The organism is Streptomyces uncialis (assembly GCF_001905345.1).
Lineage (GTDB): Bacteria > Actinomycetota > Actinomycetes > Streptomycetales > Streptomycetaceae > Streptomyces > Streptomyces uncialis.
The window spans coordinates 199,955-224,411 of sequence record NZ_LFBV01000010.1; the positions used below are offsets into that span (position 1 = coordinate 199,955).

The window sequence follows — 24,457 nt, forward strand, 5'->3', positions numbered from 1 at the left end:
TCCGATCGCGGGCGTCACCGGCACGCCTTGACTGCGTTCATCGTGCAGGGTGCGCAAGGGGTGAACAAGACAGGATTGCTCAACGAACGTTTAGCCTCGTACGGTTCTGCGGTCACCCCGCTCGAAGAGGAGGACTCATGCTGGAACGCCTCGAACTACAGGTCTTCCTCACGCTCGCCGAGGAGCTGCACTTCGGTCGCACCGCGGAGCGGCTGCACGTGACGACCGGCCGCGTGAGCCAGATCCTCAAGAAGCTCGAAGGGCGGGTGGGCACCCTGCTCTTCGACCGCAGCAGCCGTACCGTCGAACTCACGGAGATAGGCCGCCAGCTACGGGACGATCTTCAGAGCGGATATGAGCAGATAGAGACGGGACTCGCGCGCGCGACCCAGGCTGCGCGTGGTTCCGACAGCTCGCTGCGGGTCGGTTTCGTCGGTGCGCTCGCCGGTCAGGTGATGCACAGGGCCGCACAGAGATTCACGGACGACGAACTCGGCGCGCCGGTCCATATCCGGGAGGTCCAGGTCGTCGACGCCCTGGCGCGACTGCGCGGCGGGCACCTCGACGTACTGGTCATCAGCTTGCCGCTCTCCGCGCCCGACATCACGGTCGGCCCCGTGCTGTTCTCCGAGGCGCGCATGCTCGCGGTCCCGGCCGGGCATCCGCTCGCGACCAGGGCGAGCGTGACGATGGAGGATCTCGTCGGCGTCGTCGTGCTGCGGCCGACCGACACCACGCCGGGCGCGTGGCCCGCCGACCGCCACCCCCGCCGTACCCCTGCCGGATCGACCATCGTCGGCGGGCCGCGCGTGGACACGTTCCAGGAGGCTCTTCAGCAGGCGGGGGCCGGCGCGGGCGCGGTCATCGTCGGAGCCCAGGTCCTCCGCTTCTACAGCCGTCCCGACGTCGTCTACGTCCCCTTCAGCGACGCACCCCCCATCGAGTGGGCCGCGACCTGGCTGAAGACCAACGACGTCCCCCGCAACCGGTCCTTCGCCCGCATCGCCCAGAAAATCGGAAGCGGCTTCCTCCAGCAGTGAGACCGGCCCCGAAAGCTCCGACGAGGCCCCCAGCGCCGCAAGGAACCGCGCACCCCCGTCCGACCGCACAGGAAACACGTACATGTGACCGTGGAACCCTAGGGGCGCGGGGAACTGCGCACCCCCGCCCGACCGCACAGGAAACACGTACATGCGGACGTGGAACCCAAGGGGCGCGAGGAACTGCGCACCCCCGTCCGACCCGCACAGGAAAAAGCCACGCCCAGGTATGGAACCCCAGGAACCGCAAGGAACAAGCACCCCGCAGAGGAACAGCGACGAACCCCAGGACGCTACGCACCGGGCGCCCACGCCTAGGGCACGGGCGACCGCGCGTCGTAGCGGGCGAAGTCACGCCACACCACCCCCAGCACCGCCACAGCGACCACGCACGCGATCCCGCCCCCGACCACCGCGACCTCGGGCGAGGTCAGGTCGCCCACCGCGCCCGCGAGGAAGTCACCGAGCCGGGGACCGCCCGCGACGACCACGATGAACACCCCTTGGAGCCGCCCCCGCATCTCGTCGGGCGTCGCCGACTGGAGCATCGTCGAGCGGAACACCATGGACGTGGTGTCGGCGGCACCCGCGAGCGCGAGGAACAGCATCCCGAGCCAGAGGTTGCGGGTCAGCCCGAAGACGGTGACTGCGGCGCCCCAGGACCCCACGGCGAGCAGTATCGCGAGCCCGTGCCGCCGTATCCGCCCCAGCCAGCCGGAGAACACCCCGCCGAGCAGCGCGCCCACGGCGGGGGCCGCGACCAGCAGTCCGGTGGTGGTGGCGTCGCCGCCGTACCAGAGCACCGCGACGGCGGGGAACAGCGCGCGGGGGTGGGCGAGGACCATCGCGCACAGGTCGGTGAAGAACGTCATCCGGATGTTGGGCCGGGTGGCGAGGAACCGCAGCCCGTCCAGGACGGAGGCCCGGCCGCCCCGTTCCGCCGCGCCCGTGGGCCGCATCGAGGGCAGCCGCCACATCGCGTACAGGGCGGCGGAGAAGGTGAGGGCGTCGACGGTGTACGCGGCCTGGTAGCCCCACGCCCCGACGATGAGGCCGCCCAGCATCGGCCCGAGCATCAGCCCGGACGTGGTGGTCATGGACCCCAGCGCGTTGGCGGCGGGCAGCTGTTCGGGCGGCAGCAGCCGGGGGATCATCGCGGACCGGGCGGGCCCGTTGAGCGCCCCGCACACCGACTGGAGCGCGACGATCGCGTACAGGAACCGGACATCGGCGTACCCGGCGAACGCGGCGGCGGCGAGCGCGAGGGACAGCACCCAGGCCCCGGCCGACGACCACAGACCCAGCTTGCGGCGGTCGACGGTGTCCGCGACGGCGCCCCCGTACAGTCCGAACACCACGAGCGGGATCAGCGAGAAGAGTCCGACGAGGCCGACGGAGAAGCTGGAACCGGTGAGGTCGTAGACCTGGAGCGAGACGGCGAGGGAGGTCATTCCCTGGCCCACCCAGGAGACCGTGCTGCCGATCCACAGCCGCCGGAAGTCGAGGGAGGTCCGCAGCGGCGTCAGATCCGCGAGCACCCGCCGCCGCACGACCGGACCTACGGGACCGGCGGGACTTGCGGGGCCTACGGGGCTGGCGGGGCCCGGGGGACCTATAGGGCCACCGCTGTCGCGGTCACCCCCCGTACCGCTCTCCGGACTACCGGATTTCGCACTGGTCACAGCGGATGGTAGCAACGCACCCGCCCCATAAGTGCAGCATGCACCGGTTCTTTCCGGCCGATCCGCTCAGGGGATGGCCTCGATGCGTTCCAGGTGCTCCTCGCCCCATTCGCCGAGCGGGGCGAGCGCGTCGTTGAGGGAGCGGCCGAACGCGGTCAGGGAGTACTCCACCTTGGGCGGCACCTGGGGGTGGACCTCGCGGTGCACCAGTCCGCTGGCCTCCATCTCCCTGAGCTGGAGGATCAGTATCCGTTCGCTGATACCGGACACCGTGCGCCCCAGCTCCCCGAAACGCAGCGGCCCGTCACCGAGCGAGAACAGGATGAGGCCCTTCCACTTGCCTCCCATCACGGCGATGGCGGCGTCGAGTCCGCAGGTGTATCTCCGCTTGGTCACCGGCGTTCCTCCTGACAGGAATGTGAGTACCCGACAAAAATGTCGGTACTTGAGGGAATGCGCGTGCGAACCCAGTATGGGACGGGCGCCGCGCCGGGAACACCACGGAGCGGGGGGCGGGCGCGGCGGGCCGGCATGCCGTGGACGTCCGGCGATCCGACATCTCCTGGAGCGGGAACATGACCATGAACCACCGCACACCCGTGACCGTGATCGGGCTCGGCTCGATGGGCCTGGCGCTGGCCGGCGCGTTCCACGACGCCGGACATCCGACGACCGTATGGAACCGCACCCCGGCCAAGGCGGCGCCGCTGACCGCCGAGGGAGCGGTCCTCGCCCCCTCGGTGGCGGCGGCGGTCGGCGCGAGTCCCCTGGTCATCACGTGTTTGACCACCTTCGACGACACCCGCGCGGCCCTGGCCCCGGCCGCGGCGGAACTGACGGGGCGTGCCCTCGTCACCCTGAACAGCGGCTCCCCGGCCGGGGCCCGTGAGACGGCCGCCTGGGCGGACGGTCTCGGCGCCCGGTTCCTCGCCGGGGCGGTCAAGAACGTGCCCGCGGCCGTCGGGGCACCGGACACCCTGCTCTACTACAGCGGCGACCGGACCGTCTTCGACGAGTACGTGACCACGCTGGAGGTGCTGGGCGGCGACACCGTCCACCTCGGGGACGAGGCCGATCTGGCCGCCCTGTACGAGATGGCGGTGGGCGCCATGCTGCTGCCCGCCCTTGTCGGGTTCTTCCAGGGCGCCGCCGCCCTGCGGTCCCGGGGGCTGGAGGCGGCGGGCATGGTGCGGTTCGCGGGCAAATGGCTGGACATGATCAAGTCGCTGCTGCCCGTCTACGCCGCCGAGATCGACAGCGGCGACTACACCGACGGGGCCTCGTCCGTGAATCTGTTCCTCGCCGGAGCCGCCCATGACGCGGAACTGACCCGGGAGACGGGCGTCGACACGTCCTGGACGGCCCCCCTCGACGACCTGGTGCGACGGGCGGCGGAGGCGGGCCACGGCGAGCACAGCGTCGCGGCGCTGACCGAGATGCTCAAGAAGCCGCGCCGGACGGTGTGACACGCGCGACGGCGCGGATCTCTCCCCCGTTCGCCCCGTCCCGGACCCGGTCCCCTACTGCGAACGGCCCCCGGCGTCACCCGGGCGGCGGCCCCCCGCCCGGCCCACCCGCGATGCGTGGGCCCCCGCGCGGCCGGACGATGCGGAGGAAGAACGCCGCACGGCGCCGCCGTACGGTCCGCGCCCTCGGGAGGAAAACGCCCATGACCGGCAGTGCCAGCCTGGACCAGTTGCGTCGGTGCCATATCGCGGTGGACCTGGGCGCCGCCCGCACCCGGGTGTTCGTGAAGGGCGCGGGACTGGTGGTCGACCAGCCGAGCGTCGCCGCCGTCAACACCCGCACCGGATCGCTGATCGCGGTGGGTGAGTTCGCGGAACGGATGACGGGCCGCACCCCCGGCTACATCCGGGTGGTGCGCCCGGTGTCCGGCGGCTCGGTCGTGGACATCGAGATGGCGCAGCGGATGCTCCGTCATCTGATCGGCGAGAAGCTGCGCCGCGCGCTGCGCCGCAAGCCCCGGCTGCGGGCCGCCGCGTGCACCCCGCACGACGCGGACCCGCTCGCGCAGCGCGCGGCGGTGGAGACGATGGTCGGGCTCGGCGCCCGCCGGGTGGAGCTGGTCGACACGCTGCTCGCGGCGGCGGTCGGCTGCGGGCTGCCGGTGGAGCGGCCCGAGGCGACGATGATCCTGGTGTGCGGGGCCGCGACCACCCAGGTCGCGGTGCTGTCGCTCGGGTCGATCGTCACGGCGGAGCGGATCGCGGTCGGCGGGGACGCCATCGACCACGCGATCGTCCAGCATCTGCGGCACCGGCACGAACTGATGCTGCCGTCGCAGTCGGTGCGCCCGCTCCAGCTCGCCCTCTCCGGCAACGGCCTCACCCCGCACGGTCCGACGTCCACCGAGATCCACGGCCGGGACGTGGCCACCGGGCTGGCCCGTTCGGTCCAGGTCGACACGGCGGCGGTGCGGGACGCCATCCACACCCCGCTGACGGCGGTCCTCGACGGTATCGGCAAGGTGCTGCGGGACTGCCCGCCGGACCTGGTGGCCGACCTCGCGGACCGGGGCATCATGATGGTCGGCGGCAGCGCCCTGCTCCCGGGCCTGGACCAGATGCTGCGGGACGCGACGGGGATGCCGGTGCACATCGCGGAACGCCCCGACGTCTGCGCGATCCTCGGTCTCGGCGCGATGCTGGAGGGCCGGATCGCCCCGATGCTGCTGGACCCGCTGTCCGGCTGACCCGACCATCGGGCCGAGCCGAGCCGAACCCGACCCGAGCCCGACCCGAGCCCGTCCGCCGGACCGCCGGACCGCCGGACCTCCGCGCCTCCGCGCCTCCGACGGACGGGACACCTCCCGCGGACCCCGCGACGGCGCCGCTGCCGGGGAGCGGGCGGCCCAGGCGGCATCCTGGAACGGTGAGCGAAGACGACGGTACGGCGGCGGGCGGGGCCCGGCTGCCGCTTCTCCTCGAAGCGGTCCTGGAGGTCGGGACGGAACTCGACCTGCCCGCCACCCTCCAGCGGATCGTGACGCGCGCCGCCGGGCTGACGGGCGCCCGGTACGGGGCGCTGGGCGTCCTGGACCTGGGCGGCGGCCCGGACCGCCCCCGTCTGCGCGACCTGTACACGACCGGGCTGCCGGCGGCGGCGCGCGCCCGGATCGGCGGCCTGCCCGACGGGCACTCCGGGCTGATCGGCGCCCTCATCGACGACCCCCGCCCGCTGCGGATCGACGATCTCACCACCGATCCCCGCGCCCGGGGGCTGCCCCCCGGCCATCCGCCGATGCGGTCGTTCCTCGGCGTCCCGATCCATGTCGCGGACGAGGTGTTCGGCAATCTGTATCTGACCGGGAAGCGGGGCGGCCCGTTCACCGAGGAGGACGCGCAACTGCTGCGGGTCCTCGCGTCCCAGGCGGGCATCGCGATCGGCAACGCCCGGCTGTACGGCGCCGCGCGGCTGCGGGAACGCTGGATCGAGGGCGCGGCGGCGGTGACGACCGCGCTGCTGACCGCCGGGTCCGCGACGGACGCGCTGGTGACGGTCGCGGAGCGGGCGCGGCTGCTGGCGGACGCGGCGGCCGGGGCGATCCTCCAGCCGACCCGGGCGGGCGGGATGGAGATCGTCGCGGCGTCCGCGCCGGACCCGGCCGGGGAACTCCTCGGCGCGACGATCCCGCCGGGCAGCGCGATCCTGGACCAACTCCTGGGCGGTGAGCCGGTGTTCATCACGGACTCGGCGACCGATCCCCGGATGGCCACCCCGGTGCGCTCCCGCTTCGGCCCCAGCATGATGCTTCCGCTCCAGTCCGGCGGACGGCTGATCGGCACCCTCGCGCTGCCCCGCGTCCGCGGGGGCCGCCCGTACAGCGCGGTGGAGCGGACGATGGCCGCGCGGTTCGCGTCGCACGCGGCGCTCGCCCTCGTCCTCGCGGACGCCCAGACCCGTCGCGAACGGCTCGCCGTGTACGAGGACCGGGACCGGATCGCCCGCGATCTGCACGACCTGGTCGTCCAACGGCTTTTCGCCACGGGCCTGATGCTGGAGTCGACCCACCGCCGCGCGGAGCGGGCGGCGGACGGGGACGCCCCCGGGGCCGGGACCGGGGTCGCCGAGGCCGGGGCGGCCCGTACGGTACGGAACTGCCTGGCGTTCGCGGTGGACGAACTGGAGTCCACGATCCAGGAGGTCCGTACGGCGATCCTCGCGCTCCAGCAGCCGCCCGCCGACGCCCCGACCACCCTCCGGGGCCGGGTGCTGCGCGAGACGGCCGCGGCGGGCGCCGTCCTGGGCTTCCCGCCGTCGCTGCGGTTCCTGGGCGCCGTGGACACCCTGGTGGACGACCCGGTCGCCGGGCCGCTCCTCGTCGTCCTGCGCCGCGCCCTGTCGGAGGCGGCCCACCGGACGGGGGTGACCCGGGTGGCGGTCGCCGTGGACGTCACGACGTTCCTGCCGGACGGGCGGCCCTGCGTACGGCTCACCGTCCGGGACGACGGCACCGCGTCGGCGGACGACGGGTCCGGGCCGCGGGGCGAAGGCACCGCGCTGGTCTGGCGCTCACCGATCGGACCGGCCCCGGGAGCCTGACACCACTCCCCCGCGCAACGCCCCGGGGCGGTACCGGGAGCGGCCTCGGATCAGGTACCGGCACCGGCGGCGGGCCCCGTACGGCACCGCCCGGGGTGGCGTCCCGGGCCCGCTCAGGGGAGGGCGGCGGAGGCGTCCGCGACCGGGGGCTTCGCGGGGTCGGTGACGCGTCGCTGATGAGGGGTCTCTCATGGCCCTCGACAAGCGGGTGACGAGTCCGGTTTTCTGTCCGTGTCGACCTGACCACAGCTCGGACGTAGAAGCCCCGACGGGGAAGCAGGCACCTGACTCCATGGCACGACAAGCACGGGCGATCCAGACGCGCGAGTCCATCCTCCTGGCGGCCGCGGCCGTCTTCGACGAGCGCGGCTACAGCTCCGCGACGATCACCGAGATCCTCCAGCGTGCCGGGGTCACCAAGGGCGCGCTGTACTTCCACTTCGCGTCCAAGGAGGAACTGGCGCTGGGCGTGGTGGCGGCGCAGCTGGACGTGGGCGAACTGCCACCGCAGCGCACCCGGCTCCAGGAACTCGTGGACCACGGGATGCTGTTCGCCCATCAGCTGCGCCACGACCCGCTGACCCGCGCCGGGGTGGGCCTCGCGATGGACCACCGGCGGGAGCACGGCGACGACCCGGCGCCGTTCCACGGCACCCCGTACCAGTCGTGGATCGACCGGATCGGCCAGGTCCTCGCGGAGGCCGACCGGCACGGCGAGCTGCTGCCGCACGTGGTCCCCGACGACACCGCGCAGTTGCTCGCGGGCGCGTTCACCGGCATCCAGGGGATGTCGCAGACCCTGTGCGAGCGGGCCGATCTGACGCACCGGGTGATCGTGCTGCTCCAGCATGTGCTGCCGAGCATCGCGCAGCCGTCGCTGCTGCCGACCCTCGACCTCGGCGCGGACCGCGCGGAACGGCTCCTCGCCGCCCGCGTCGGCACCGCCGCGGGCACCGGGCGGGCGGGTGACGGGCGCCCGGCGGCGGAGCGGCCCGGCACGGAGCGGTCGGCCGACCTGTCGTCCGGCGCTCAGCGGCCCACCGGGGAGCACGGGATCCCCTCCCCCCGCCGGACCCCGACCGCCGTGCGCTGAGGCCCTGACGGGCCCCTGGCGCCCTCGCAAGGGGGTGCCAGGGGGCGTCAGGGACAGCAGGGGCGCCCGGGACGACGGAACGGACCGCCACGACCGCCCACGGGCCGCGCCGCCCGTGGCCACCCATGTCCGCCGGAACCGTCCCCACGGACCGCACCACCCGTGACCGCTACGACCGCCCACCCATGACTGCTACGACCGCCCGCCCAGCCGCCGCGACCGCCCCCGCGCACCGCGCCGCCGGTGGGCGGCACGGCTCAGTCGACCTCCGCCACCGCCTGGGCGAACTGCGCCGCGTACAGCCGGGCGTAGGCGCCCCCGGACCGCAACAGCTCCTCGTGGGTGCCCTGTTCGACGATGGAACCGTGCTCCATCACCAGGATGGTGTCCGCGTCGCGGATCGTGGACAGCCGGTGGGCGATGACGAACGAGGTCCGACCGTGCGAGAGCCGGGCCATCGCCTTCTGGATCAGTACCTCGGTGCGGGTGTCGACGGAGCTGGTCGCCTCGTCGAGGACGAGGATCACCGGCTCGGACAGGAAGGCCCGCGCGATGGTGATCAGCTGCTTCTCGCCCGCGCTGACCCCGGCGCCCTCGTCGTCGATGACGGTGTCGTACCCGTCGGGCAGGGTCCGGACGAACCGGTCCGCGTGCGCGGCCCGCGCCGCCTCCTCGATGTCGTCACGGGTGACGTCCCGGGACGTGCCGTAGGCGATGTTGTCCGCGATGGTCCCGCCGAACAGCCAGGTGTCCTGGAGGACCATCCCGATCCCGGCGCGCAGTTCGTCGCGGGACATCTTCGCGATGTCGACGCCGTCGACGGTGATCCGCCCGCCGGTCACCTCGTAGAACCGCATGAGCAGATTGACCAGGGTCGTCTTGCCCGCCCCGGTCGGTCCGACGATGGCGACGGTGTGCCCGGGTTCCACGGTCAGCGACAGGTCCTCGATGAGCGGCCGGTCCTTCTCGTAGCGGAAGGACACCCGCTCCAGGGCGACCCGCCCGGTGCGCTCCACGGGCCGCACGGGGTGCTCGGGGTCGGGGGCCTGCTCGTCGGCGTCGAGCAGTTCGAAGACCCGCTCGGCGGACGCGACCCCGGACTGCACCAGGTTCGCCATCGACGCGACCTGGGTCAGCGGCATGGAGAACTGCCGGGAGTACTGGACGAACGCCTGGACGTCCCCGATGGACAGCGCGCCGGAGGCGACCCGCAGCCCGCCGACGACGGCGACGAGGACGTAGTTCAGATTGGACACGAAGAACATCAGCGGCTGCATCAGCCCGCTGGTGAACTGGGCCCGGTAGGTCGCCTCGTACAGCGCGTCGTTCTCCTCGGCGAACCGATTCGCGCTCTCGTCCTGCCGTCCGAAGACCTTCACCAGGGTGTGCCCGGTGTACATCTCCTCGACATGCGCGCTGAGGGTGCCGGTGGTGCGCCACTGGCGGACGAACTGCGGCTGGGACCGCTTGCCGACCTTGGTCGCGATCAGGAACGACAGCGGGACGGTGACGAGCGCGACCAGCGCGAGCAGCGGTGAGATCAGGAACATCATCACCAGCACACCGAGGATCGTCAGCAGCGAGTTGACGAGCTGTCCGAGGCTCTGCTGGAGGGTCTGCCCGAGGTTGTCGAGGTCGTTGGTGGCACGGCTGAGCACCTCGCCGCGCTGCCGCTTGTCGAAGTACGCCAGCGGCAGCCGCGACAGCTTCGCCTGGACCTCGCCGCGCAGCCGGAACACGGTCCTGTTGATGGCCCGGTTGCCGAGCCGGGTGGCCACCAGCATCAGCAGTCCGCCTATCACGAACGTGATCAGCGCGAAACCGAGGACGGAGGCGACGGCCCCGAAGTCGACACCCTCACCGGGGGTGAAGGCCACCCCGGAGAGCATGTCGGCGACCTTGCCCTCACCGTCGGCCCGCAGCTGCGCGAGGGCCTGTTCCTTGGTCTGCCCGGCGGGCATCGGGCGGCCGACGATCCCGGCGAAGATCAGGTCGGTGGCCATCCCGAGGATCTTCGGGCCGAGCACGGACACCGCGACGCTGATCAGGGCGCAGCCGACCATCCCGTACATGGTGGCGCGCTCGGGCCGGAAGTGGCCCAGCAGCCGTTTGCCGGAGCCCTTGAAGTCCATGGACCGATGGTCGGGTCCCGTCCCGGCCATCATGCTGCGTCCCGCCGCCATCAGGCCGCCTCCGCTTCCGTCAGCTGGGAGAGCACGATCTCCCGGTAGGTCTCGTTGTCCCGCATCAGTTCGGCGTGCCGGCCCGCGCCGACGACGCGGCCCTCGTCGAGGACGACGATCCGGTCGGCGTCCCGGATGGTGGAGACGCGCTGGGCGACGATGACGACGGTCGCCTCCCGGGTCTCCGCGGTGAGCGCGGCCCGCAGCGCGGCGTCGGTGGCGTAGTCGAGTGCGGAGAACGAGTCGTCGAAGAGATAGATCTCGGGGCGCTGGACGAGGGTGCGGGCGATGGCGAGCCGCTGCCGCTGGCCGCCGGACACATTGGTGCCGCCCTGCGCGATGGGCGCGTCGAGCCCCCCTTCGAGCTGGGACTCCACGAAGTCGCGTGCCTGGGCGACCTCCAGGGCCCGCCACAGGTCCTCGTCGCTCGCGTCGGGGTTCCCGTAGCGGAGGTTGGTCGCGACGGTCCCGGCGAAGAGGTACGGCTTCTGCGGGACGAGGCCCACGGTCCGGGCGAGCAGCCGCTGGTCGATGTCCCGTACGTCGACGCCGTTCACCAGGACGGCGCCCTCGGTGACGTCGAAGAGCCGGGGCACCAGGCCCAGCAGGGTGGTCTTGCCGCTGCCGGTGGACCCGATCACGGCGGTCGTCCGGCCCGGCCGGGCCACCAGGTCGACGCCCTTGAGGACGGGTTCCTCGGCGCCCGGGTAGCGGAACCCGGCCTCCCGCAGCTCCAGGTGCCCATGGGTGCGCATCTCGCGGACGGGCGCGGCGGGCGGCACCACACTGGACTGGGTGCCGAGCACCTCCTGGATACGCTCGGCGCACACCTCGGCGCGCGGCACCATCATGAACATGAAGGTGGCCATCATCACGGACATCACGATCTGCATGAGGTACGCGAGGAACGCGGTCAGCGACCCGATCTCCATGGCCCCGCTGTCGATCCGGTGCGCCCCGAACCAGACGACGACGACCGACGACACGTTCACGACGGTCATCACGATGGGGAACATGAACGCGAGCAGCTTGCCGGAGCCGAGCGCCATCTCGGTCAGGTCCTCGTTGGCGCCCCGGAAGCGTTTCTGCTCGTAGCCGTCCCGGACGAACGCCCGGATGACCCGGTTGCCGGTGATCTGCTCGCGCAGCATCCGGTTGACGGTGTCGACCCGTACCTGCATGGCCCGGAACAGCGGACGCAGCTTGTGGACGATGACGCTGACGCTGATCCCGAGCACGGGGACCACCGCTATCAGCACCGTCGACAGCGGCACGTCCTGCCCGAGGGCCATCACGATCCCGCCCACGCACATGATCGGCGCGGTGACCATCAGGGTGAACGCCATCAGGGTCAGCATCTGGACCTGCTGGACGTCGTTCGTGGTCCGGGTGATCAGGGTGGGCGCGCCGAAGTGGCCGACCTCCCGCGCGGAGAACGACTGCACCCGGTCGAACACGGCGCCGCGCACGTCCCGGCCGACCGCGGCGGCGCTGCGGGCGCCGAGCCGGACGGCACCGACGTTGCACACCACCTGCACCAGGGTGACGGCGATCATCAGCCCGCCGAACGACATGATGAATCCGGTGTCGCCCTTGACCACGCCCCGGTCGATGATGTCGGCGTTCATCGTGGGCAGGTACAGCGTGGCGCTGGTCTGGAGCAGCTGGAGCGCCACCAGCACGGCGATGGGTTTTCGGTAGGGACCGAGGTAGGTCCGGAGCAGTCGTATGAGCACGTGCGGGTCTCGCTCACTGGGTTCGGCCGGCGGGGCCGGACGGTCGGCGGGGCGGGTGCTGGCGGTCGGCGGGGCGGGCGGTGGCGGTCGGCGGGGCGGGCGGTGGCGGTCGGTGGCCGGGCTGCTTCGGCGGGCCGGGCCGCTGGGCGGGTGGGGGGCGGACAACACTCATCACTTCACGCCCCATCGTCCGTCACGCACCACCCGTTCACCCGGCTTATTGGCCCAAGAGCACGCCAAGAAGAACCCATACGCACGTCAGCGGCCCGCCCCGGCCCTGACGGGCGGTACGGGGCGGGCCGCTGAGCGGGACCGGGGCGAAGCGGGAACGCCCGGGACGGGGCCCCGGGCGGAGGGAGCGGTACGGGGCCGGGGTCCCGGGCGGTCGGTGCGGGCCGGGCCGGGCCGGAGCCGGTGCCGAAGTCCGGGGGAGGTGGGAGCGCGCCGGAGCGGAGACGCCCCGGGCGAGGCGAGCGGGTACGGGCGCCGGGTACCGGCTCTGGGTTCCGGGTCCGGGTCCGGGTCAGAGCGAGAAGGCTCCGGGGTGGATCTGCTCCCGTACGGCCATGTACTGCTGGCGCACCGCCTGGCCGGCGGCCAGTTCCTCGCCGGGCGCGAAGACCTGTCCCGTGGCGCCGGGCCACGCCGGCGGCGTGTGCGGGTCGAGCCCCCCGCGGGACACCCCGAACGCCCAGGCGGCCTGCCGGGCCGCGCCGAGCGCCGCGTACTCGGCGGGCTGCGGCACCACGACCTGCGCCCCGAACAGCGACGGGGCGGCGGCCTGCACCGCGGGCAGGTCCGCGGCGGCGCCCAGCAGGAACACCCGCCGCACCTCCACGCCCCGGCCGCGCAGCACGTCCAGGGCGTCCGCGAGCCCGCAGAGCATCCCCTCGAACGCGGCGCGCGCCAGATGCTCGGGCTTCATGGCCTCGCGCCGCAGTCCGGCGAGGGTCCCGGCGGTGTGCGGCAGATGCGGGGTGCGCTCGCCCTCCAGATACGGCAGGAGGACCAGCCCGTGGGCGCCGGGCGTGGACTTCATCGCCAGCTCGGACAGCGCGGCGGGGTCGGGGAGGCCGAGCAGTTCGGCGGCGCCGCGCAGGGTGCGGACGGCGTTGAGGGTGTGGACGACGGGCAGATGCATCCCGGTCGCGTCGGCGAGGGAGGTGATCATGCCGCCGGGGTCCGCGAGTGGCTCCCGGTGCACGGCCATCACGGAGCCGGAGGCCCCGAGCGAGACGACCGCGTCCCCGAGCCCGATGCCGAGCCCGAACGCGGCGGCCATGGTCTGGCCGGTCCCCGCGGAGATCAGCAGGCCCTCCGGGGTGGTCCCGGCGGCCTCGGCGGGACCCAGGACGTCGGGGAGCCGGATCTGGTGGCCGAGCGCCAGCTCGACCAGGTCGGGCCGGTAGCCGCCGGTGGCGGCCGACCAGTAGCCGGTGCCGGAGGCGCCGCCCCGGTCGGTGGTGCGGCGCGCCGGGCGGCCGAGGAGCTGCCACACCAGCCAGTCGTGGGCCTGCACGGCCGCGGCGACGCGCTGGGCGTTGTCGGGTTCGTTGGCGGCGAGCCAGCGGAGCTTGGCGACGGGGTGGGCGGGCTGCGGGACGCAGCCGACGGCCTGGGCCCACGCCTCCCGGCCGCCGAGCGCGTCGACGAGGTCGGCGGCGGCGGCCTGGGTGCGGCGGTCGTTGCCGATCAGCGCGGGGCGGACGGTGCCGCCCTGGTGGTCGAGGGGCACGAGCGCGTTCTGCTGCGCGGACACCCCGATGGCCTGGACCCCTTCGAGGAGCCCGCCGCCCGCGGCGTCGCCCAGCGACAGGAGCCACGCCTGCGGGTCCACGTCGGCGGGACGCCCGCCGTCCCCCTGATCGGCCGCCGCCACGGGGTGCGGGGCGTATCCCTGCCTGAGTACGGCACCCGTGTCGGTGTCACAGACGACGATGCGCGTGGAATCGGGCGAACTGTCCAGACCGGCGACTATCCCCATGCCGGAATTCTGCACCACGTTCGGGGGTGACCCCTACCGTGGTGCCGGAGGAACGGCCCGGAGCGCGGGCCCGGCGGGGCGGATCAGGTGTTGGTCGTGCCCCAGTCGTCGCCCTGTCCGCCGCGGCTGCGCTCGCGCAGGGACCGCACCCGGTCGGCCACGGAGTCCGGGATCCGGTCCCCCGCCCGTTCGGTCACGGAGTGCAGGGCCTTGCCCGCCACCTCACGGCTCTGCTGGGCCGCGCTCTCGGCGGCGTTGCGGACGGCGGGGTTCTGGGCGAACTGCCGCGCGGACTTCTTGAGCTGCTCGTACCGCTCCCGTCCGGCCCTGGTCCCCAGCACGTAGCCGAGGGCCAGCCCGATGACGAATGTGAGCCGGTAGCGCATGGCAGCCACCCTTCCGTTGCGTTCGGTTTGCGGATCGCGGGGACACCGATTGGCGGAGCACCCCCCTGCTTGCGCTAATGTATGTGTCGCAGCGAGCGACCGCCTTCTGGCGAGTACCCAGGCAGGCTCGATCGATGCGACGAGGCAATCCTCCGTAGCTCAATTGGCAGAGCAGCCGGCTGTTAACCGGCAGGTTACTGGTTCGAGTCCAGTCGGGGGAGCTCGATCCTCCGTAGCTCAATTGGCAGAGCAGCCGGCTGTTAACCGGCAGGTTACTGGTTCGAGTCCAGTCGGGGGAGCAGCCGAGAGGGACCCCCTTAGGGGTCCTTTTTCATGTCCGGTGGAACCATGCGGGCACGCCGGAGGTCTCCTTGGTCAGCAGTGCCGACCATCCGAAGCAGGAGATCGTATGAGCGGCTATGCTGCGGCACACGGCGCGTACATATGTACGCGACACGCCGCAAGGGGGCGGTAGCTCAGCCGGTTAGAGCAGCGGACTCATAATCCGTCGGCCGTGGGTTCGAGTCCCACCCGCCCCACCGCAGGGCCCCCCAGCAGGAACGATTCGACCTGCCGGTCCGGCCCGAAGGCACGCAGCACCGCGCGCCACCCGCCGGCGGGACGCCCTTCCCCGCCACGACGAAGCCCCGCTTTGTGTGGGCCCCCACAGAGGCGTAGCGCGGAGCGCGGACGAACGCCGCACGGGTGCCCGGGGCGGGGGCGGAGGCGACGGCTCCCGTCCGCCGACCGCGTCAGCGGGAGCCCGGCACGACGACACGCTCCCGTCCCCCACGTCCGGGCCGGTCGCCGTAGCCGTGGAGCGTCATGACCGGGTCCCCACGGCGATGGCGGTGGACCCCCCGAGACACGCGAGCGCCCGCAGCACGATCCCCAGCCGCCGGTCCCCCAGCACCTCCACCTTCCACAACGGCACCAGCCGGGGGAACGCCGTAGCGAGGACAAGCGTCAGGAACGCGTCCTCCCCCTCGTCCAGCACCAGCGCACACCGGTACCGCGCCTCGAACCGAGCCCAGTCGCAGAACACGAAGGCCCCGTTCTCCACGACCAGCAGCTGACGAACGTCCCCCCGCGCGAGAACGTCACCCTCCTCGATGAGCGCGGCGACAGCGGCACGCTCGCCGATGTCACGGGTACGGGCCCACATGGTGAGGCGGTCGGACAGCGGAGACGGGGCGGGTTCCGGGTCGGGCGCTGCCGTGGGGGTCGTGATCTGTCCACTCATTGGATCAGTGGTCCGAGCACCGTCCAGGTATGGGGTTGAGGTCATATCGGGACGGTAGGGACGCAGGGTTTCTCACCGCACTCCAAGTTTCACGAAGTTTCTCCACCTGTCACCAGGGTTGCGCAAGGTTTCGCATCAAGCCCAACAGAGCTACGTGTCAATGCTGTTGGCGCCAGGAAGTCTTGAGACATCACCACTCATCACATCGGAGGACCCATGCGGCGACTGCGCTTCAACGGCACCGGCTCCGGGGGCGGCGGCTGCCCTGGCGTGCACGAGGACCTCGACACGGGTGAGGTTGTCGTCCACGGAACGCCGGTCTCAGATCCCGCGGATCTGGCCCAGCTCCAGCACTTCGACGACGGTGAGGTCGCCGTCGTCGTCCCGCGCAATACTTTGGTGGACTTCGGCCCGCGCGACGAGACGCCGCGGCTCATCAACGCCGACGACGAGTTCAACCGCCTCTTCGAGACCTTCAAGCACACGGCTTGGCGCCTGGAGACACGGCGCCGGTACGCGAGCGACGAGACGACGGAGGAATGGGCGCAGTTCGCCGCCGGGCAGCACATCGAGTGGGACTACGACGATGCCTGGTGCCGCAACGTCCGGCGGCAGACCGAAGGCGGCAAGCGGTTCGAGCGCGTGCGCCTGGTCGATCGTCCCGCCACCCCTGGGCAGAGTTACCTCCGCAGCAACGCGGTACGGAACTGCGCCGTCGGGGAGGACATCCGCAACCTCTCCCGAGCCGACGCGCAGCGGCTGCAACTGCCGGACGAGGATTTCTGGCTGTTCGACTCCCGCTTGGTGGCCCGGCTTCTCTTCGACAAGGACGACGGCCTCAAAGGCGCCGAACTCATCACGGAACCGGCGGCGGTCAACCGCTACTGCCAGGTGCGCGACGCCGCCTGGCACTATGCCGTCCCGTACGAAGAGTTCAAGCTCGACGAGTGACGAGGTCCGGTGAGCACCGACTATCAGCAAGCACGCGAGGCCCTGGGGCAACGGCTCCGGGAACTCAGACTGACCTGCCCTGACGGGCGGCTCACCGGAGAACAACTCGCAGGACGCCTCGGCGGAACGTGGACCAAATCAAAGGTCAGCAAGTTGGAGAACGGCCGTCAAACCGCTGACGCGGCCGGCCTCAAGGCGTGGGCCGAAGCAACGGGATACCCGGAAGCATATGACGGCCTGGCCGCGCAACTGCGCGGCTTCGAGTCCCACATCAGGTCATGGCGCCGGCAGTTGGCATCGGGCCACCGGCCGGTACAGGACGCCATCACGGCCGAGCACGACCGCACGCATGTACTGACCATCTGGGAAAGCGTCCTGATTCCCGGGATGCTCCAGACCGCCGACTACGCCCGGCATGTCCTCACCCGGCACGCGGCCCTGATGCAGTCACCACGGGACACGGAGGACGCGGTCCGTGCCCGTATCCGTCGCCAGGAGGGGCTGTACGAACCGAGCAGACGGTACCGAATCCTCATGTGGGAAGGGGCGATGCACGCGCTGGTGTGTCCCGCTCCGGTCCTGGCCGCGCAGCTCGACCGCCTGGCCGCGGTCACCGGCCTGGACACGCTGGAGCTGGGCATCGTCCCCTTCACCGCCTCTCTGAAGATCCACCCCGGGAACGGCTTCTGGATCTACGACGAACGGCGCGTCGTGGTGGAGGACTGGCACGCAGAGATGTGGCTCGACGACGCCCACAGCATGGCCCTGTATCTCCGCACTTGGAAGACCTTGCAGGAGTCCGCCGTCTACGGCTCCGACGCACAGAGTGTGATCAACGACGCGCGGCGCTCCCTGAATCCACGCTGAAGCGGTAGCGAGGAGGGGGCCAATCCCGCAGACGTAGGGGTCGACCCGGCTGAGCGAACGCCTCACGGGGAACCCCAGGGGACCCCCGGCGCCCGGGGCAGCAGGAACTGACCTGCATCGATACCGCGCCCCCAGCCGGGCTGCTCGACCCGTGCCCCTGCGTGAGCCTGGACCGGCCATCCACTCGCGTACTCGGGCCCCCTGTCCGGCGACCCTGCGGGCACTGCGCCCACGAGAAGATCGCGGTCCTCCCCGACGGGTCGGTCGTCCCTTGCGTACTGGGCCGGTTCATCACCGTCGGCAATGTCCGGCAGACATCACTCGCCGCCATCTGGAACGGGCCCCGGCTCCACGCGGCACGCCAGGACATCGAGTCCGCTCACAGTGGCGGCGCTCAAGCCTGCACTCCACCTCAGTTCCTCCCCATGTGCGGCCCCTGCAATCCGTGCGTGCCCTCCGTCCAGCACTGCGACCCCCGCGCCGACAACGGACCCGTCGCCTGACCCGGTCCGGCTACGATCGGCGACGCATTCGCGGACCAGACGGAGGAACAGTGTGAGCCAGCACCCAGCCGAAGCCGCTCCGATCGCCCCTGTCGCCATGGACCGGCAACCACCCCAGCGCACCGAAGCACAGTGGCTCCAGATCGCCCGCTACGTCCGGCACGCGGCCAACAAGGTGGGCCCCGACCTCCCGCTGTGCCTCGCCGGGGAACCGGAGGACTGCGGAAGCAGCGCCCAGACGCACGTCCTCGCCTGGGCCGCCGACCTCAAGGCCAGGGCACAACACCTCATCGAGACCAACGCACCGGACCAGCCCACCGCCTACCACTACTCGACCACGCACTACCGCAAGGCGTTCCACACGCTGACCGAGTAACCGAAGGGGCGAATTCCGGCCAGTACGGCCGGTGATCGGTGGGTCTACGGTGTGGTGCATCCGCTGGTGAACTCCCCCGGACATTGGCGTCCTTGGTGGGATGTGGGGGTGAAGTCCGGCCGAAGTGCGGTGAACCGGCGCCGAACGGCGGTTCGGTGCGCGAGAGTTCGATCACCTGTCCGGGAACCAGCCCCTCCGGTGTCCCTCGGTCCGGACGTCCGCGTCCGTCCGCGGCGCGCACCGGTTCACCCCCATCCGGAGGCCCGATGTTCCCCCGCTCACGTCCGCTGCGGCGGACCCTTGCCCTGGCCACGCCCCTCGCCCTGGTCGGCGCCGTGGTCGTGGCCGCCAGCGCCACAGGCACGCCGACCGACACCGCGTCCGACCGGTCCACGGGACCGGAGGTCGTGGGAACGGCCGTGCTGGACGAGATACCGCTGGCCGGGTTCAGCAATTCCCTGATACCCGGTTCGGTCCGTGACGACCGTGGCGTCCACCTCGGGATCGGCAGCGATCTGTATCCCGCCGACCGGCCCGGGGAGTTCTGGGCCCTCACCGACCGCGGCCCCAATGGCCAGATCAAGGTCGACGGGGTCAAGCGGCGCACCTTCGCCGTCCCCGAGTTCAATCCCGCGATCGTCCGGGTGAAGGTCACCGGTGAGCGCGTCCAGGTGCTCAGAGGCATCCCCGTGACCACCGCGTCCGGGAAGGCCGTCACCGGACTGCCCAACCAGACCGGCCGCGACGAGGCGCCCTTCACGTTCGACGCCAAGGACCCGCTGTCCGTCAACCCGAACGGGCTGGACACCGAGGGCCTGGCGCGTGCCGAGGACGGCACGTTCTGGCTGGTGGACGAGTACAGCCCGTCCCTGGTGCACGTCTCCGCCAAGGGCCGGGTGCTCGCCCGGTACGTGCCCGAGGGGCTGAAGCTGCGCGGCGCCGACTACCCGGTGGTCGAGGCGCTGCCGTCGATCCTGCTCCAGCGCAAGCAGAACCGGGGCTTCGAGTCCCTGACCGTGCTGCCCGGCGGCGATCTGCTGATGGCCGTCCAGAGTCCGCTGCTCGTGCCCGACAAGGCCGCGGGCGAGGCGTCGCGCAATCTGCGGCTGCTGCGGTTCTCGCCCGAGGAGGGCGAGGTCACGGCCGAGTACGCGTACCGGCTGGACCCGGTCACCGAGGTGGACCCCGCCGAGACCGACCCGGCGGAGCTGAAGGTGTCCTCGCTGGTCGCCCTCGGCCCCCGGACCGTACTGGTGCAGGAGCGGACCGACCGGTCCTCCCGGGTGCACCGGGTGACCCTGCCGCGCGGCAAGGGCATCCTCGACAGCCGCTGGGACGACCCGGCGACCTCCCCCAGCTATGAGCAGACCGCCGATCTGGCGGGCGCCGGGGTGAACGTCCTGGACAAGCGGCTCGTCGTGGACTTCGGCAAGGTCGCGGGGGTCCCCGGCAAGGTCGAGGGGATCGCCGTCGCGGGCCGTGACACGCTCGCCCTCATCAACGACAACGACTTCGGCATGACGGACGGTCCCGACGCGTTCGACGGGAACGGCCGGCTGCGCGACAGCGGGCTCAACACCACCGTGATCCACGTTCGGTTGCCCGGCCCGCTGCGCGGCTGACACACACCGTCCGACGGGCGTGGGGACGCCTGGCGGACGGTGTGCACCCATATGAACGGTTGGAAGCGGGGCGTTCCTCCGTGGCCCGGCGGGGTCATGGGGAACGCCCCGTTCCGTTGCCCTGTTCCGTTGCGCCGTTCTGTTGCCCTGTTCTGTTGCCCTGTTCCGTTGGCCCGTTCCGTTGGCCCGTTCCGTCGGCCCGCTCCGTCGGCCCGTTCCGTCGGCCCGTTCCGTCGGCCCGTTCCGTCGGCCCGCTCCGTCGGCCCGCTCCGTTGGCCCGCTCCGTCGGCCCGCTCCGTTGCCCGTTCCGTCCCTCGCCCCGGTCGGCCAGCCGTCGCGCTCCCCCGTCACTCGGCCCCGGCGAGCCCCGCCCCACCCGGTCGGGCGGCTCGTGAGGGACGGGCCGCGTGGGGCCAGGAGTAATCTGCGGGACTGGGTGCGGAGTCGCCTCCGCGCGGGGAGGGAAGCGCACACCATGGCCCGACTGTCCGACTTCTTGACCATGCCGCGGGTGGTCCGGCATCTGCCCGCGACCGCCGAGGGACTGCCTCCGGACGGGGAGATCGTCGTGGACGCGCCCGACGAGGACCTGGCGCGGGCCCTGGACGCGGCCCGGCGCGGTTCGTGGGAGCCCGCCGCCGCGCTGCTGGCCCGTACCCGGGCCGCCGCCGACTGGCAGCTCCGGTCGGACCACCTCACGGGACTCGTCACCCTGGCGCTGCATCACGTCGGCTGGCTGGAGGACTGGTTCCGGGACCGGCCGGCCGACCCCGGCGCCGCGCTGGTGCGCGCCGAACTCGCGGTGCGGCGGGCCTGGGAGATCCGGACGATGACGGGGCCCGGAACCATCCCCCGCGAACAGTTCGAGGCGTTCCGCACCGCGCTCGCGGACGCCGCGCCCCTGTTGCGGGCCGCCGCCGAACTCGGCCCCGACGACCCCACCCCCTGGGGCATCCTCCTCACCCACGCCCGGGGGCTGGGCGCGCCGCGCGAGGTGTTCGAGGAGTACCTCGCGCAGGGCCAGGTCCGCGCGCCGCACGATCTCGCGCTGCACGAGCGGGCGTTGCCGTATCTGTCGGACAAGTGGTTCGGCTCGTACGCGGAGATGTTCGCCTTCACCCGGTCGGCGGCAGGGTCCGCGCCGGAGGGGTCACCGCTGCGGGGGCTGCCCCTGTGGGCGGTGACCGAGTACTCCCTGGAGTACACCGTCCGCGACGGCGAGGGACCCGTACCGCGGGCCCTGGTCCAGGCGGCCGTCGCGGACGGTGTGGAGCTGTCGGCGCGGTTCGCGGCCGGTGACCCGATGGCCGCCGGGCTGCGCAACCATCTGGCGCTGGCCCTGTTCCGCTCCGCGCGGCGGCCCACCGCGGCGCTGGAGACGTTCCGGCTGATCGGGACGGACGCGCGCGCCCTGCCCTGGACGTATCTCGGCGCGCCCCGAGAGACGTTCATCGAGGCGCGGCGGCTGGTGCGGATGCGGGTGGCGCGCGGGACGCCGTACTTCCGGGGCGCGGTCCGGGTCCCGGCCGTCGCACCGGCGCCGGCCGGGACCGTTGCGCCGCCGCAGGCCAAGGCCGTCACGCTGTGCGGGGCGCCGCCGGAACAGGTCGTCAAGGCGGTGCTGCTCACCGGCACCACCCTGCGGCTGGCGCCCGCGCCGGGCGGCCGTACCTATCTGGAGACGGCCCCTTCGGTGGACGCCGCCGACGGGCGCGGGGCCGGGCGGCGGGCCGTCTTCGCGCTGGGCGGGGCGGTCCGGCTGGCGCGCATCCTCAGCCGCGGGGAGCAGTGGCCGGTGGTGGTCGCGCAACAGGAGGGCGGCTCGTACACGCTGACCCTGGTGCGGGACGGGGAGGAGATCGCCGCGCACAGATGGCGGGGCGTCGCGGACGTGCCCGGTCTGACGGCGGCGTCGGCGGTCTCGGCGGCCTTCGCCGAAACGCTCGGGGTCACCGACCCGCGTCCGCTGACCGCCGTGCTGCGGGACTCGGGCGCACCCCGGCGCCATCTCGCGGACGCGTTCGCCGCGCTGGGGCTGCCGCCGCTGCCGGACGGGTTCGGAGAGCGCGACGAACCGCTCGCGGCGGCGCCCGGCGCGCGGGTGGTGCTCCGCAGGTCGCTGCTGGTGGCGGTCAGGGAGATGCTCGGGCCGGAACGGGTACGTGGTCGTCCCGGTCGCGCTGGCCGTCCCGGTCGTCGACCCGGTCGTGGTGGCGGTGGCGGTGGCGGTGCGGGGCCTGGGTGAAGCGGTGCGCGGTGGTCCGGGCCGCTGCCGGGTTCCCGTGCCGGGTGCGCGACGGGTGCCGTGGACGACATGGACGACGTAACCACGTGGTCGGCAGTGCCCCGTCCGCTCAGGGCGGGGCGAGCAACCGGCCCAGCGCGGCGCGGTCGTTGACGCCCAGCTTGCGGTAGACGCGGCCCAGCGTGTTGTCGACCGTACGGACGGACAGACCGCGGTGCGCGGCGATCTCCTTGCTGGTGCGGCCCCGTGCGGCGAGGTGCGCGATCTCCAGTTCACGGGCGCTCAGCACCGCCGGGGCGCCCGGACCGCGTTCCGTCAGCACGGCCAGGGCCGGGGTCGCGGCGCCCTCGCAGCGCTCCCGCAGCAGCAGCGCGCGGGCCGTGGCGCGGCGCTCCGCGACGACCCGGGCGGGGGTCCGGTGCCGTTCGCCCGGTGCCGGTTCCCGCCAGAGCGACGCGGCCTGTGCCAGGGTCTCGGCGGCGAGCAGCACGGTGCCCAGGGCGGTCCAGGTGTCGGCCACGGCCGTGAGCGCGTCGGGGTCCGCTGCGGCGAGGGCCCGCGCGTGGGCGGCGCGGGCGGCCTCGTACGGGCCCTGCGCGGTCGCCGCGAGGTCCGTGACCCGGTCGGCGGCGGCCCGTTCGCCCCAGCGCACCAGGTCGTGCTGGAGAGTGAGGGCGGCGGCGCGTTCCCCGTGGGCGAGGGCGTCGGCGGTGGCCGTGCCCAGTACGGCCACCGCCTCCCCGGCGCGGCCTTGGCAGCGCAGCGCCCAGGCGTGCGCGCGCAGGGTGTCGGCCTGCCGCCACGGCCCGTCCGGGCCCTCGGCGACGGCCGCCAGTTCCGCCGCCGCAGCCCCCGCGTGGCCCGTGTACGCCTGCGCGAGGACCAGTCCGGCCAGGACGCGCTGTTCCGCGAAGCGGTGTCCGCACAGATGGGCCTGTGCGCGGGCCTCCCTGAAGTGCGCGGCGGCCTCGGCGGGCCGCCCCCGGTCCAGCGCGATCCTGCCGCGCACCCAGCCGAACCAGGTGACCAGCGCGGGCACCGGTGCGGCCAGCAGTTCCTCCAGCCCGTCCCGGGCGGTCCGGTCCGCCTCGTCGAGCCGCCCGGCCTCCAGCAGGGCCGCCGCGATCAGATAGGAGCTGCGGGCCGGGTAGAACACCTCGGTGCGCTCGGTCACCGCCCGGTGCGCGGTGTACGCGGCCCGCCCGCTGCGCACCGCGTCCTCGGCCCGCCCTTCCGCGAGTTCGACCCGGAGCCGGGCCTGGAGCAGCAGGACTCCGGCGGGGTCGGGTACGGGGGCCGGGTCCGGTACGGGGGCGAATGCGGGTGCGGGGTTCGCTGCGGGTGACCTGGGCAGTACGGGGACCGATGCGGGTGCGGGTTCCCTGGGCAGCGACGGGCCGGGGTCCGGTGCCAAGGCGTCAGGTCCGGACGGGGACGGGGACGGTGCCAGGGCGGACTCCGGGCCTGACGCGGACGACGGGTCCAGCGCGGACTCCGGGCCTGACGCGGACTCCGGGCAGCCCGCGAGGGCGTGGGCGGCCAGGTCTGTGCGGCCCGCGGCGGTCAGCAGGGTGACCTCCCACCCCGTGAGGACCGGCGAGGGGCCCGCCCGCCCGACGGCCTCCGCGAGGACCGCCAGGGCCCGGTCCAGCCGCCCGGGACCGTAGAAGTGATGGACGGCGAGGGTCACCGCGACGGACCCCACGTCCTCGGGCCCGGCCACGGCGAACGCCCGTTCCAGTACGGCGATGCCCTCCGTGAAGGCGCCGCGCTGGCCGAGCGCCTCCCCGAGCATCAGCGCGGCGCGGGGGTGCGGGCCGTGCACCAGGGCGGCGCGGGCCAGTCGGCACATGGTGTCGACATCGTCCGCGTACAGCGCCCGGCCCGCGGCCCGCACCAGCAGTTCCGGGTCGGCGGTGCCGGTGGCGTCGAGTTCCCAGCAGGCGACGGTGAGGGCGTCGCCCGCGCGGCGGGCGCCGTGGC

At 72.9% G+C, this 24,457-nt stretch carries 19 protein-coding genes and 3 tRNA genes; 14 read left to right on the top strand and 8 right to left on the bottom strand.

The features are described 5' to 3' along the window. Positions 1-137: 137 nt before the first annotated feature. Positions 138-1,040 (top strand): LysR family transcriptional regulator, encoded by a 903-nt coding sequence (locus AB852_RS31150; protein WP_073793565.1) that lies wholly within the window; start codon positions 138-140, stop codon positions 1,038-1,040. A gap of 314 nt (positions 1,041-1,354) precedes the next feature. Here AB852_RS31150 and AB852_RS31155 read toward each other — a convergent pair whose 3' ends face one another. After that, the gene (locus AB852_RS31155) at positions 1,355-2,590 is read right to left on the bottom strand and encodes an MFS transporter (RefSeq protein ID WP_245876989.1); all 1,236 of its coding nucleotides are present in this window, start codon (positions 2,588-2,590) and stop codon (positions 1,355-1,357) included. 198 nt (positions 2,591-2,788) lie between these two features. Beyond that, a complete protein-coding gene (locus AB852_RS31160; RefSeq protein WP_073793566.1) occupies positions 2,789-3,118 on the bottom strand; it encodes a winged helix-turn-helix transcriptional regulator in 330 nt (109 codons plus the stop codon). 179 nt (positions 3,119-3,297) lie between these two features. Here AB852_RS31160 and AB852_RS31165 point away from each other — a divergent pair, with 179 nt between their 5' ends. From AB852_RS31165 to AB852_RS31180, 4 genes are all read left to right on the top strand, one after another. Continuing rightward, complete coding sequence (locus AB852_RS31165) at positions 3,298-4,188, top strand: NAD(P)-dependent oxidoreductase (RefSeq protein ID WP_073794237.1); 891 nt, start codon at positions 3,298-3,300, stop codon at positions 4,186-4,188. Between the two features lie 203 nt (positions 4,189-4,391). Beyond that, positions 4,392-5,435 carry a rod shape-determining protein gene (gene mreB / locus AB852_RS31170; protein WP_073793567.1) on the top strand — a complete coding sequence of 348 codons (1,044 nt, stop codon included), beginning with the start codon at positions 4,392-4,394 and terminating at the stop codon, positions 5,433-5,435. Between the two features lie 179 nt (positions 5,436-5,614). Continuing rightward, on the top strand, positions 5,615-7,285 hold the full coding sequence (locus AB852_RS31175; protein WP_073793568.1) for a GAF domain-containing protein: 1,671 nt from the start codon (positions 5,615-5,617) through the stop codon (positions 7,283-7,285). 292 nt (positions 7,286-7,577) lie between these two features. Further along, positions 7,578-8,378, top strand: a complete 801-nt coding sequence (locus AB852_RS31180) for a ScbR family autoregulator-binding transcription factor (protein ID WP_073793569.1) — start codon at positions 7,578-7,580, stop codon at positions 8,376-8,378. A gap of 257 nt (positions 8,379-8,635) precedes the next feature. Here the strand turns inward: AB852_RS31180 and AB852_RS31185 are convergent, their stop codons facing one another. The 4 genes from AB852_RS31185 to AB852_RS31200 form a co-directional block, all read right to left on the bottom strand. Further along, positions 8,636-10,543 (bottom strand): ABC transporter ATP-binding protein, encoded by a 1,908-nt coding sequence (locus AB852_RS31185; RefSeq protein WP_425444202.1) that lies wholly within the window; start codon positions 10,541-10,543, stop codon positions 8,636-8,638. Between the two features lie 17 nt (positions 10,544-10,560). Next, positions 10,561-12,297, bottom strand: coding sequence for an ABC transporter ATP-binding protein (locus tag AB852_RS31190; RefSeq protein ID WP_073793571.1), 1,737 nt, complete (start codon positions 12,295-12,297; stop codon positions 10,561-10,563). A gap of 523 nt (positions 12,298-12,820) precedes the next feature. Continuing rightward, the gene (locus tag AB852_RS31195; protein ID WP_073793572.1) at positions 12,821-14,281 is read right to left on the bottom strand and encodes a xylulokinase; all 1,461 of its coding nucleotides are present in this window, start codon (positions 14,279-14,281) and stop codon (positions 12,821-12,823) included. A gap of 83 nt (positions 14,282-14,364) precedes the next feature. Then, positions 14,365-14,667, bottom strand: coding sequence for a YtxH domain-containing protein (locus AB852_RS31200; protein WP_073793573.1), 303 nt, complete (start codon positions 14,665-14,667; stop codon positions 14,365-14,367). A 148-nt stretch (positions 14,668-14,815) separates the two neighbouring features. Here AB852_RS31200 and AB852_RS31205 point away from each other — a divergent pair. The 3 genes from AB852_RS31205 to AB852_RS31215 all read left to right on the top strand — a co-directional run bounded on the left by AB852_RS31205 (position 14,816) and on the right by AB852_RS31215 (position 15,206). Continuing rightward, a tRNA-Asn gene (locus AB852_RS31205) sits at positions 14,816-14,888 on the top strand. Positions 14,889-14,893: 5 nt separating this feature from the next. Further along, positions 14,894-14,966: transfer RNA gene (locus tag AB852_RS31210), tRNA-Asn, on the top strand. Positions 14,967-15,132: 166 nt separating this feature from the next. After that, positions 15,133-15,206 (top strand) — tRNA-Ile (locus AB852_RS31215). A gap of 284 nt (positions 15,207-15,490) precedes the next feature. On the opposite strand, the gene AB852_RS31220 is transcribed toward AB852_RS31215, so the two are convergent. Then, positions 15,491-15,910, bottom strand: coding sequence for a hypothetical protein (locus AB852_RS31220; protein WP_143201309.1), 420 nt, complete (start codon positions 15,908-15,910; stop codon positions 15,491-15,493). 216 nt (positions 15,911-16,126) lie between these two features. Between AB852_RS31220 and AB852_RS31225 the strand changes: the two genes are divergently transcribed. From AB852_RS31225 to AB852_RS31250, 6 genes are all read left to right on the top strand, one after another. Then, complete coding sequence (locus AB852_RS31225; protein ID WP_073793575.1) at positions 16,127-16,861, top strand: DUF6879 family protein; 735 nt, start codon at positions 16,127-16,129, stop codon at positions 16,859-16,861. Positions 16,862-16,870: 9 nt separating this feature from the next. Continuing rightward, on the top strand, positions 16,871-17,728 hold the full coding sequence (locus tag AB852_RS31230; protein ID WP_073793576.1) for a helix-turn-helix domain-containing protein: 858 nt from the start codon (positions 16,871-16,873) through the stop codon (positions 17,726-17,728). Between the two features lie 161 nt (positions 17,729-17,889). Continuing rightward, complete coding sequence (locus tag AB852_RS31235) at positions 17,890-18,231, top strand: SPASM domain-containing protein (RefSeq protein ID WP_073793577.1); 342 nt, start codon at positions 17,890-17,892, stop codon at positions 18,229-18,231. 52 nt (positions 18,232-18,283) lie between these two features. After that, complete coding sequence (locus tag AB852_RS31240) at positions 18,284-18,607, top strand: hypothetical protein (protein ID WP_107499397.1); 324 nt, start codon at positions 18,284-18,286, stop codon at positions 18,605-18,607. 266 nt (positions 18,608-18,873) lie between these two features. Beyond that, on the top strand, positions 18,874-20,229 hold the full coding sequence (locus AB852_RS31245) for an esterase-like activity of phytase family protein (RefSeq protein ID WP_073793578.1): 1,356 nt from the start codon (positions 18,874-18,876) through the stop codon (positions 20,227-20,229). A 475-nt stretch (positions 20,230-20,704) separates the two neighbouring features. Next, positions 20,705-22,474, top strand: a complete 1,770-nt coding sequence (locus AB852_RS31250; RefSeq protein WP_073793579.1) for a hypothetical protein — start codon at positions 20,705-20,707, stop codon at positions 22,472-22,474. 109 nt (positions 22,475-22,583) lie between these two features. Here AB852_RS31250 and AB852_RS41440 read toward each other — a convergent pair whose 3' ends face one another. After that, entirely contained in the window at positions 22,584-24,371 is a 1,788-nt protein-coding gene (locus tag AB852_RS41440; RefSeq protein WP_073793580.1) for a helix-turn-helix domain-containing protein, read from the bottom strand. Positions 24,372-24,457 lie beyond the last annotated feature (86 nt).